An 11,015-nucleotide genomic window follows, 5' to 3' on the forward strand; every position below is an offset into this window, starting at 1 on the left:
GTCCCGCTTGTCAACTGCTACGCTTACTAAATGACGAAGACGGCGATCTACACGAGACAGTCCCAAGACAAGGGCGGCGACGCTGCCGGAGTGGACCGCCAAGAGAAAGCCTGCCGAAAAATGGTAGACGCCAAGGAACTTGGTCCCGTGACTCTGTTCTCAGACAACGACAAGAGCGCAAGCAACGGCAAGGCCCGCCCGGAATTTGAACGCCTCGTGTCCGCCATCGAATCAGGCTCGATTACAGCCGTTATTGTGTTCCACCTCGACCGCCTTACGCGCACTATCCGCGACCTTACCCGCATCATTGAAGCCGGAAAGAAACACCGCGTGAACATCGCATGTGTCCATGGTGTTTCCCTTGACCTTGGAGACCCGACAGGCGTAGCCGTGGCGACGATCCTAACCGCGATTGCCGCTATGGAGGTCCAGCATAAGGGAACCCGGCAAAAGGCAGCCAACAGGCAGCGCGCCGAAAAGGGCATTACGTTTTGGACCCGCCGCCCGTTCGGATATGACCGGGCGGCGAATGGTGTTTTCGTACTAGATGCAGAGGCCCAAGCCATCCGCGACGGTGCCGACCGAGTTCTAGCTGGCGACACGCTGTCTGCCGTGGCGAAGTCATGGAATGCGGCCGGCTTCCGTACCAGTGCCATAAGCAAAGCGACCGGCGAGGCTGGCAAGTGGGGAGTTAGCCAGGTCCGCCGCGTACTCATGAACCCCCGCAACTCCGGCCGACTAATCTACAACGGCGACGACCTTGGAGAGGGACAATGGCCCGCCATCATCAGCCCGGAAAAGCTCGAACAGATCGAACAATTCCTAAACGATCCACGGCGCCGCACCGCACCGGATGACCTGAACGCGAAACACTTACTTTCAGGCATCCTCAAGTGCGGCAAATGTGGAAGCAGCATGTTCGCATCGCCCATGCGGGCCAAGGGCAAGGAATGGATGGTCTACAGGTGCTTTGGAAGCTACTGCCTGACACGCCACAAGCAGCGGGTGGATGAAGTTGTCCAGGGCGTCATCCTAGCCCGCCTCGCGCTGCCTGACGCCGCCGCTGCGCTGATACCCGGCGATGACCTAGAGCCGCTTCGAAAGGAAGCGATAGAGCTACGTGAACGCCGCGACACCCTGGCCTCGCTGCTGGCCGATGGGCTCATGTCGGCAAAAGCAGTCCGTGAACAATCCGGCAAACTCAGTTCGCAGTTGCTCGACGTTGAAGGTCGCATTTCCCAGGCCAGCAACAGTGGACCATTGCGGGATCTCATCGAGGCTGGCGATATTGCCGAACGTTGGGGCTTGACGCCAGTTTCAGACCAGCGAAAAATCGTTCGCTCTCTCATGGACGTGACGATTCTCCCCGCTGGTAAGGGCATCAGGTTTTCACCCGATCAGGTACGTATCGACTGGAAGACCTGTGATTGATAATTACGAGCTTGGAAACATGTTCACTTTCGTGTAAGGTGTGGCAAATCAGGGGGATAGTTGCATCTGATCGAGTCCTGTCGAACCATGGCTTGCACTCTTGTGCTTTCATGTGTAAAGTATGACAGTATTGGGGCAGAGCTCTAATGGTTCCAGTAAAGTAAGACACTCATTCTTTCCGAAGATCGAGTTACCCCGGTGTGAGACTGCTGGGAGTAGACGTAACACCCTTGGGTCCGTCCCTCGGAGTATTCGCAAGACCTCTTTCTTTTCGGAGATTGAGTTTGGTAGGTAGTTCCGCCAAGACCGTCTTGTTACGGCACCGCTCAGAGGTTCGCCACTGACGAAGACACCCCGTCCTGTGGTTTGCCGCAGACGCAGACACCGCTCCACCACCGCTCTGGCCCATGGGCCTGACGTAGACACCAAGTGGACTCGTGCTGTACAAAAACCAAGCCCGTCGTTTGACGGCAGAGAGACGATAAAGGTCTCCCGAAGAAACGCAAGCTAGTTATGCCCTGAACCGATCACAACCCGTGGTCGGTTTTCTTGTTTAACCCACACACCGCAACCCCTAGCACCCGCTGGGGGTTTTCGTATTTAAGGAGCAAAGCATGATTGCGCAGCCAGTAGAACTCGCCAGCGTCGCCAGGGCAGCCGAACACTACGGCGTCCATCCCCGCACCATCAGAAAACTAATCGAGACGGGCGACATTCAGCCATACCGCATAGGGCCCAAAGTACTGCGCATCGACCTGAACAAGACTGACGCACTATTTCGCGGCGACTGCACCCCCGAAAACTAAACGCTCGCAACACCCAGAGGCCCCGGCCGGAACATTCAACGTTCCGGCCATTGTCATTTAAGGATTGAAATGAAAACGAGTCTTGAAGACTATATAAAGCGTGTAGTGGGGGAGTGTCCGGCGCTGAACCCGGCACAGATTGACGCCCTCGCTGTACTGCTCCGACCCGTCGGAGGCGCCGCATGACCATCAAAAAAAGAATCTCCCCGACGGGCAGCCAGGGAGATCCAGAGATTCAATTAGTTGAGGAATCTCCCCCCACCCTACCCGATCATGCGGGACTCGTGCACGGCTGCTATGTAGCAGTTGTAGAGGTTCGCGGCACTCATGCCGAGCCGCACTACACCCGGCACGTCCTGTTCTCTCTCAAAGCTGCCCAGCGCCGCATCGACAGAGCTACGGCAGCGGGCCTAGACGCCTCAATCGTCTTGTGCCAGCTAATACCCGCAGGCGGTGACAGCCAGTGAGCAACGGAAACAACTGCCCTTACTGCGCCGAATGGCTATGTCCATCATGCCGCGCCGCCGTACTGCCTCAACTACAGGCCGAGATACGCAAGCAACTCGCAACAACCATAGGTTTCATTGACGTGCTCGAAGCGCGCCGACGATCAGACAGGACCGCATCAATTGGCTGACTTCACACCCTTGACCATCGACGAATACCCCGCCGCCCCGTGGACAGTTACCGGAGTTACCGGAGTTACCGAGGTCTGGGGTATTCAGCTGACCGGACCTGAGCCCGGACCCAGCGCCAATACCCCCACATACTGTGCTCGTAGGTACTGATCTTCACATCATCTTGTGGCTAGTCCGGTCAAATGAATACCCCAGACCGAGGTTACCGACTTCCAGACCAAAACGGGAGCGCCCTACGCGGAACTACTCGACGCGGTACAGCACTACCTCGAACGGTTCATTGCCTACCCTGCCCCAGAAGCTGCCACAGCCCACGCCTTGTGGATCGCTCACGCGCACCTTATAAACGCATTTGAGAACACACCGCGCCTTGCATTCCTTTCCCCAGAACCAGGCAGCGGGAAAAGCCGTTGTATGGAACTTACCGAAGCGCTCTCGCCGCGCCCTGTCCTATCGGTCAATGCATCAGTGGCGTACATCTTCCGAAAGATCAGCGATGAGGCAGGGCTCCCCACGCTGCTTATGGACGAGATCGACGCCGTGTTCAGCAAGGGCAAGGCCGAAGGAAACGAAGACCTTAGAGGGCTGCTGAACTCCGGTTACCGGAAGGGCGCAACTGCTGGCCGTGCTGCTATCCGTGGAAAGGAAATTGTTACGGAAGAATGGCCGTCGTTTTGTGCCGTCGCCCTGGCAGGTTTGAACCAACTACCAGACACGCTAATGACGAGATCAATCGTCATCAACATGAAACGCCGTCAGCATGGGCAGAAAGTCGAATCGTACCGCCGCCGCGTCAACGCCCCGGAAGCCGCAACACTGGCGGAGCAACTGGCAGAGTTTGCCGAGAATGTCCGCATGGAAGTTTCCGAAGCATGGCCGGACCTGCCGGAAGGCATCGAAGACCGCGACGCCGATATTTGGGAGCCGATACTTGCCATTGCTGACGCAGCGGGCGGGCACTGGCCGGACACTGCCAGGGCTGCCGCCGTGGTCATGGTGGCAAGGGCCAAGGAAAAGCCCGCAACGTTGGGAATCAGGCTGCTCGACGATATCAGGACGGCCATGGCGGGAATGGACCGGGTATCGACTAATCATCTGCTCGACGCCTTGCACGCCATGGAGACCGCCCCGTGGTCAAACATCAAGGGCGAAGCCATCGACTCACGATTCCTGGCGAAGGTACTCAGCAAGTACGAGATCAGCACCAACAACACGGTGAAGATTGACGGCCGATCAGCCAAGGGGTATTTGCGTAGCCACTTTGCCGACGCATGGTCCCGTTACCTGCCCACGGTTACCGAGGTTACCGAGGTTACCGACTCTGGCGACAAGGCAGGGCCGGAATCCACGCAAGGTTACCGATACGACGAAATCACTAGGGGGGTGGATCAAATCATTCTCAATAACACACACACTAATGAGAATAGGGGAGCTGAAACAGGAACCCCTTCCCTTTTCCCGAAAGTCGGTAACTCCGGTAACCACGGTAACCCGACCGCCTGTCGCGTCTGCTCACAACTGCTTCACCCATCCCTTGCCGCCACCGGCACGCACCCCACTTGCTAGGAGAAGACACCATGACCACCACGACGACGGAACTTGCAGACAAGTGCCTGGACTTCATCCGAAACCGCCGCCACGTGACTTTCGTGGAACTGGGCGAATTTCTTGAAACTAACGGCATCGACCCCCGCGGTGACGGATTCCTCGAATTGAACAAGTGCTCCAACCTCGTGATGTGGGCAGGCATGAGCGCCACATTCATGGACGTAGTTGTGGAGATCCACCGCCGCGACGTGACGCAACTGGACCCGACCATCCCACTCACCTACGCCATCGACGGCGGAATGCTCACACTCCCAGTCGCCAAGCGCCTACCCAAGAACGGGTACAAGAAACAGCACTGGGCACCCGTCGTATTCAACATGAAAGCTGCCATCAGATGACCACCACAAATTCACCCCACCGCGAATTGCAAGCGTGGCGACACAGGGCCCTAGCCGCCGAGGCCCAGCTAGCCACAGCCACAGCCTCAACGAGCCGCACCCGGCCCCACAACTTGCCCATGATGGACGCCGCCGGGAACGTTTCTCAGCCGTTGCCCTCCACCCCCGCCGAACAGGAGTCGCACCATGACGATCCGCCCTTACCTCAAAGCCCGCCCTTGGACGTGGAAGACCCAAGACGGCCCGCAATTCCCCGGCATCGGCCTATTCCGTGGGGACCGCCTCCAAGCCCACATGACACCCACCGAGGCCCGGACCGTGGCCGACACGCTCCACGACCTTGCCGACCAGATCGACCAGGAAACCCTCATCCCCGGCCCGAAGCCTGCACGACGGCGAACCATCCGCCGACTGAACCCCAGCACCCCTGAACGCGTGCCCGCCGTGCCCAGTAAGAAACTTCCAGTCGGCTGGAAACGCCTCACCACCGAACCCGTGCCAGGAGACCAACCATGACTGGCACCAGCAATCCAACGCCAGCACCCAAACCCGGCGCAACCCAGTTGCTAACCCGGCTGCACAACGCGGAACAATCCGCCATCCACTGGAAAGCAATGGCTCGGAAACACGAGGGACGAGCCAAGACAAGCCACGCAGAAATTCAGGCCCTCAAAAAAACCATCTCCACATGGCGGCGTATGTACCGCCAACTCATCCAAACAACAGAAAGCCAGAACAATGACTAACACCATCACCGAACGCGTCTACGGCGCCATCCCCGGCTACACCAATGCAAACGCCATCAAAGAATCACTGAAGGCCCACAAGACCCCGGACAGTCACGAGCAGTTGCTCATCGAAGCAAAAGACGGCATAGACGAACAAATCGAAGAGCTGCTGAATTCGGGCCAAGAAATCCCCGCAAACATCGCAGACAGCCTCGCCGACGTGGAACGGAAACAACGCTCTGCCGCTCTCCGCTCACAGCTGCTCAGTGGGCACTACAGGCGGGCTTCGGATGAAGTCGCAACGATCATCACCGGAGGTATCTCGGGAGCCTACAAGCAGCTGCAAACAGAGCTTGATTCCGTGATGGAGCATGTCCATACAGCCTCCCTGAAACTCTCAGGCCTCAACACTGCGCTGGAAGCTTTCGCAGCCGGCCGTGATGCTGTGGAGGCGTGGGGAGCAATCACCGAACTAACCACGTCGTATGAAGAAGTCCGCCGAGTTCAAAGGGAGCTGTTCAACCAAGAGACCCACACGCGCAGCCCCTGGTTGGACCCCAGCAGACTTGCAAACACTTCCATGTTCGCCAACTTCTTTGAAGTGGCACCGTACTGGATCAACGAACGGAAAAAGGCGGTGCGGACTTACGACCCCACGAACTACGACGCCATTCCTTTCCTGAAGTGGCTCAAGGAATTTCAGGACGCCGACGAAAACCAGAACATCACCGAGGGCACCTGGCCGCACCCAGACTACAAAGCCGAGCACTTGCTGTGGGCAAGCCGAAACACGACGCCATGGACACCCAGCAAGGACCAGATCATGGCCTCTGCCAACGCCGCTGCAACGATGGCAACCACACCCACAGACGGCACCATCCATGGTCAGGAGCAAGCGCGGGATAAGTACTACGCCATCACCGGCACGGAACCCCGCACCCCCTACAAGAACCACTACGACGCAAGCAACACCGAGAAGGCTAGGCAGAAGGTCATCAAGAGGATCTCAGAAGCTGAAAGCAAATTCAACGCCGAGCTGACCAGGCAACGGAAAATCGGAGAAGCTTCAGCCCGCGCCAAGGCCGAGCGCGAAATGATGGAACGCGGCCGTAGGATGTAGACGCCACATAGAAGGAGGGCCCACAGTAATTGTGGGCCCTCCCTCTTCATTTCACAGCGCCTACCCCACCAACACCTAGCGAGTTATGGCACACCCGTGCTACCTGCGCCAGTACCACCACCACCCGCCACCAGGCCGGCGAGACAGTGACCACGGCAACCACACGCACACAGCAGGCACAGATGCACGCACGACAACCACACGCGCACCAGCCACCACTGACACGCCGCACCCGCACGTCAGCACGCCCACACAGCACACCATCAACAGCGTGCCACTGACCGCCAGCAACACGGTAGAAGCAGACACGGTGTGAGCTACCCGGCAAGGTGCCACGGTCACCCACACCACCACCACGACCGCCGACCATCCGACACCACTCACCCAACGACCGCGAGGCAGTGAGCACCACCAACACCGCGTCGGCTTCATACTCCCAAACCCGCTCGACACTCACCAGAACACCATGGATGAACAACAGTGCCACAGCCACCCCGACCAGCTCATGGCCCTAAACCACCCAGCCAAGGGGCAATACAGCGCGAGTTACTTCCCCGACTAGCCAGCCCCTGCACCGGGAAACCGTCAGTAAGGTACCACTCCAACCCGAGGCCATTTTTTATTGACCCAGGCCCCCATCCCCGACTCCGGCAACCTCTCTACCCCTCTATAACGGGCTGGTGTTAAACAAAGCTACAAGTCCGGGACTTTTCGCCTCAGAGCGTCTTTTACGGCTTTGTGGGGCGTTTTGCGGCCCTCTCAGACTGTTCTATGGCATCTTTGGCCCGGCGTTTATTCTGTTCAGTCGCAGATTCCCCACTCCTCAAGTCCCGCGTATTCTAGGCTTTTATCTGTGACATTCACCTTGTTTTCCGGTAGACTTGAGGTATGGAATCAAGGACGTGTGCGGGGTGTGGTGAGCCGATCAACCTGCGCCGTGCTGGTGCCGTGACGTGTTCGGCAAGGTGTCGGAAGCGTGTTTCCCGCCGGTCAATGCTCCCAGTTGCCATGACGTCGCGTGATCGTTGGGTTAGGCGTGCTGCTGATAAGCGCCCTTTGACGGTTACGGGCGCTGCGGGTAGTTCGACTAACTCGCGCACGTGGGCAACCTATGAGGCTGCCAGCAAGTCTCCTGCGGGTGCTGGGATTGGCTTTGTGTTGAACGGTGACGGCATCGGCGTGCTGGATTTGGATCATGCGATTGTTGACGGCGTGATTCTGCCGTGGGCTGCCGAGGTGTTGGCGGCGAACCCTGGGACGTTCACGGAGGTTTCACAGTCCGGTGAAGGGCTCCACATCTGGGGCCTGCTGGTTGCCGGGAAGGGTCGGAAGATCCGAGACGGACGGAACATCGAAATCTACACGACAGGCCGCTACGTGGCCCTTGGAACGGCACTGACCGGGACAACTACCAAACTACTGCCGCTGAATGTTTGAGCGACTACTGAAAGGAACGTGAACCATGGGAGGCATCGGACCACCACCCAAGGACCCGTCAAGGCGGGCCAGACAGAATAAACACCCCATCCCGCTGCGGGTTGTGGACGCCATTCTGGCCGCTAAACCTGACCTTCCTGATTTTGAGGTGCAAGTCAAGGTTGACGGCGAACTAATGTCTCAGCCGTTCTCATGGCCGGCCGCCACTGAAACATTCTGGGACATGCTCGACTATCACCCCTTGAGCGGTGAATTTACAGCCATGGATTGGTCATATCTACTGGACACGGCCCGGATACATGCAGCCGTCTGGCAGGGAGACATAAAACTTGCCGCTGAGCTGCGGTTACGTGAAGCAAAGTATGGGTTCACACCAGAGGACCGGGCACGCCTACGGCTGACATTTGCGCAGGCCACCGGTGCCGAAGTAACTACGGCTAAGAAGTTTGTCTCAGCTCGGGACCGGGCGCGGGGTGTTACCAACGTGACTGAGTAGCGGGTAGTACAGGATCTGTCGGAGGCTGGCATGTCCACCCGGCAGATAGCGCCGGTTATGAGTATTAGCCAGAAAACTGCCGACAGAGATACTCGCAAGGTGAGTCAAAGTGACTCACCTGAACCGACTGCAACCGGCCCTCAAGAGTTCACCGAATACAGTCTGCCGAAGTCCGAAAAGATCATCGACCAAGACGGTAAGCAGTACCCGCGCCCGGCAGTTAGGAATGACCCGAAGCCGGACGCACCAAGGGCCATGAATGTGTCCAGTTTCGCCCGCGTCACGCATGGCTAATGACTGTTCATAGTGGTTAGATGGAACCAAGGACAACCGAAGGGAACTTCACAAAATGGCTACTATCAAGCGCCGCCGCGTACAGCGTGGCATATTCTCGGCGTTTGCCATCATGGACCTCTCCGGCGAGACAACCAAGCGAGTAGTCCAGGCCAACAAACGCAGAGGGGTCCCTGCAAGTAGTAGTGCGTCTGACTGGGTGAAGATCGGGCAGGACTGGAACACTGCGGTTGAGCGCACGAACAGGCTAATTCTGTCGCGTGGGCACTGATCTAGAATCGATTCCCGATCCCGAGGGACTCGATGATGACCTTGAATCGCTGCGTGGTGGCTACCAACCGACGCTAGATGATGTGGCGGAGGACAATGCGGAACGGGACGTGTTCCGTGGAGTGAGTCATACTGTCTCCGGTCCGATGCCCAGCGCAAACGAGCTAGCGGGGTACAAGGCCGTGGAGGCCGAATTACCCATGCTGATTTATGGGATGGCTAAGGAAGAACAAAGTCACCGGCACGACATGGAAAGACACGAGCAAGCTATCCGTCACCAATTGGAAAAAACCGACATGAGCTTGAACGCTGCCGCTACTAAGCGCGGCCAATTGTTGGGGGGCTGTCGTAGCCTTGGCAGTTCTAGTTCTGTCTGGGCTTGTGGCGGTACTTGGATTCCCGACGTTGGCAGGCATTATGGCTGGTATCGACGTGGTGGGACTTGCTGCAGTCTTCGTCGGAACTAGAATCGCTCAGAATCGAAGTGAGGCAAGCGAATAAGCTCCTGGCCATGCCTTCCCGCTAGACCCTGACTAAAGGCACAGAATGGCCCCGGCGCCGTATCTGCTGCACGTCACCGGGACTGGCCTAAGTCTGTTGCCTGTCAGTCGGTCAAGCGCTCCACAAGGTCTGTGAGCGCGGCAGCCATTTCGAGGGCTTGCTCAGCTGTGAATGGTTCATCGTCTGGCCTGCCCTCGGTCGTGGCGTGATCGGCGTAGAACTTGAGTCCGCCCTGGTTGGTCCAGTGGGAAGTGATTAGCCATGTGGCGCCCCGCTGCGTCGGGTCTTGCCATTCCCCGGAGTATTCCGCATCAAGGTGGAGCTCTCGGGTATCCCAGTCAGTCATGGAAAGCTTGTAGCCTGCGGGCGGATTGAACCGGGCACGGTAGCGGCTTTCCAGTTCGGTAGTGTTCTCAGCTGTTGGGGCAGTGGTCAGTGTAGTGGTGCTGTTCATGGTTGAGACCTGTTCTGTTGTGGTTGGTTGTGGCTTCCCCAGTGGATGCCAGCAAATCTATAGGGAGGGTGAGACATTGGAGAGTCTAAGGAATGAAGCGGACCTAAAGGGCTGGCCTTGCAAGTCCCCACCGCCGCAAATTCCCAAAGCCCCCGCCAACTCTCAGCGATATTTGAACGCCTGTAGCCCGCCGCGTGATCCGGGGCAGGCTGGCGTCACCCGGTACCCCGGCCGTGGGTATCGGTAGCCTGGCGGTTCAGGCTCAAAGGTTGGTATGTGGCACCGCGCCCGGTTGAGTACGTCGAAGGGCAGGAACACGCAGGCAGGAGCCTGGAAACCGGCAAGGGGTATGTGTGACGCCTTGCGAGCATCCCGGCCACTGCTACGGCACGCGCAAGGGCGCACCGGGCAGGGCGGGGAGGTTAGGCGACGATGGCCGACATGCGCACACCCAAGGTCTTGGCAATGGTGCCGATCTCGGACACCATGAGTGTTTCCTCACCGGAGAGCTTCCGGGCCAGAGTGTCAGCGGAGATCCCCAACCGGGCGGCAATGGCCTTGCAGGTCAGGGCGGACTCAGCGACGGCCGCACGGATCAGGGCAAGCGTGGCATCGTAGTAGCTGTACGGGGCGCTCATGCTGTCACGTCCCCGCCGAGCAGGAGGCCCACGAGGACGGGGGAAAGCAGGATCAGGGCTGAAATGGTGCTGTATACGAGGAAGCGGGCGGCGCCTTGCACGGCGCGGGCTGCGATACTTCCCGAAGTGTTGAGCTGGCCTGTAGTCTTGTTCATGTGTCCGGTCCTATTCACTGGATGCCACACCCCGGAGCGTTTGCAGCGCTGCCGGGGTATTTATTTGCCATTTAGTAATAGGAACTATGGTGCATCGTGGT

Annotated in this window: 11 protein-coding genes; 8 read left to right on the plus strand and 3 right to left on the minus strand. The window is 58.3% G+C overall.

Annotation, left to right across the window (positions count from 1 at the left end; all coding sequences use genetic code 11):
* Positions 1–30: 30 nt before the first annotated feature.
* The 8 genes from JMA46_RS16365 (at position 31) to JMA46_RS16400 (ending at position 8,602) form a co-directional block, all read left to right on the plus strand.
* Positions 31–1,431, plus strand: coding sequence for a recombinase family protein (locus JMA46_RS16365; protein ID WP_207346413.1), 1,401 nt, complete (start codon positions 31–33; stop codon positions 1,429–1,431).
* Between the two features lie 614 nt (positions 1,432–2,045).
* Positions 2,046–2,237, plus strand: a complete 192-nt coding sequence (locus JMA46_RS16370; protein WP_207346414.1) for a helix-turn-helix domain-containing protein — start codon at positions 2,046–2,048, stop codon at positions 2,235–2,237.
* A 1,052-nt stretch (positions 2,238–3,289) separates the two neighbouring features.
* Positions 3,290–4,441 (plus strand): DUF3631 domain-containing protein, encoded by a 1,152-nt coding sequence (locus tag JMA46_RS16375; protein ID WP_247647388.1) that lies wholly within the window; start codon positions 3,290–3,292, stop codon positions 4,439–4,441.
* 11 nt (positions 4,442–4,452) lie between these two features.
* The gene (locus tag JMA46_RS16380) at positions 4,453–4,821 is read left to right on the plus strand and encodes a hypothetical protein (RefSeq protein WP_207346415.1); all 369 of its coding nucleotides are present in this window, start codon (positions 4,453–4,455) and stop codon (positions 4,819–4,821) included.
* Between the two features lie 186 nt (positions 4,822–5,007).
* Positions 5,008–5,337, plus strand: coding sequence for a hypothetical protein (locus tag JMA46_RS16385; protein WP_207346416.1), 330 nt, complete (start codon positions 5,008–5,010; stop codon positions 5,335–5,337).
* A gap of 222 nt (positions 5,338–5,559) precedes the next feature.
* A complete protein-coding gene (locus JMA46_RS16390; RefSeq protein ID WP_207346417.1) occupies positions 5,560–6,669 on the plus strand; it encodes a hypothetical protein in 1,110 nt (369 codons plus the stop codon).
* Between the two features lie 1,155 nt (positions 6,670–7,824).
* Positions 7,825–8,106, plus strand: coding sequence for a hypothetical protein (locus tag JMA46_RS16395; RefSeq protein ID WP_348770206.1), 282 nt, complete (start codon positions 7,825–7,827; stop codon positions 8,104–8,106).
* A gap of 25 nt (positions 8,107–8,131) precedes the next feature.
* Positions 8,132–8,602, plus strand: coding sequence for a hypothetical protein (locus JMA46_RS16400; protein WP_207346419.1), 471 nt, complete (start codon positions 8,132–8,134; stop codon positions 8,600–8,602).
* A 1,168-nt stretch (positions 8,603–9,770) separates the two neighbouring features.
* Here JMA46_RS16400 and JMA46_RS16405 read toward each other — a convergent pair.
* The 3 genes from JMA46_RS16405 to JMA46_RS16415 all read right to left on the minus strand — a co-directional run bounded on the left by JMA46_RS16405 (position 9,771) and on the right by JMA46_RS16415 (position 10,914).
* Entirely contained in the window at positions 9,771–10,121 is a 351-nt protein-coding gene (locus JMA46_RS16405) for a hypothetical protein (protein ID WP_207346420.1), read from the minus strand.
* A 422-nt stretch (positions 10,122–10,543) separates the two neighbouring features.
* On the minus strand, positions 10,544–10,759 hold the full coding sequence (locus tag JMA46_RS16410) for a helix-turn-helix domain-containing protein (protein WP_207346421.1): 216 nt from the start codon (positions 10,757–10,759) through the stop codon (positions 10,544–10,546).
* Entirely contained in the window at positions 10,756–10,914 is a 159-nt protein-coding gene (locus JMA46_RS16415) for a hypothetical protein (RefSeq protein WP_207346422.1), read from the minus strand. Before JMA46_RS16415 ends, JMA46_RS16410 begins: the two co-directional genes overlap by 4 nt.
* Positions 10,915–11,015 lie beyond the last annotated feature (101 nt).

The organism is Arthrobacter sp. E3, from assembly GCF_017353415.1.
Classification (GTDB): Bacteria; Actinomycetota; Actinomycetes; order Actinomycetales; family Micrococcaceae; genus Specibacter.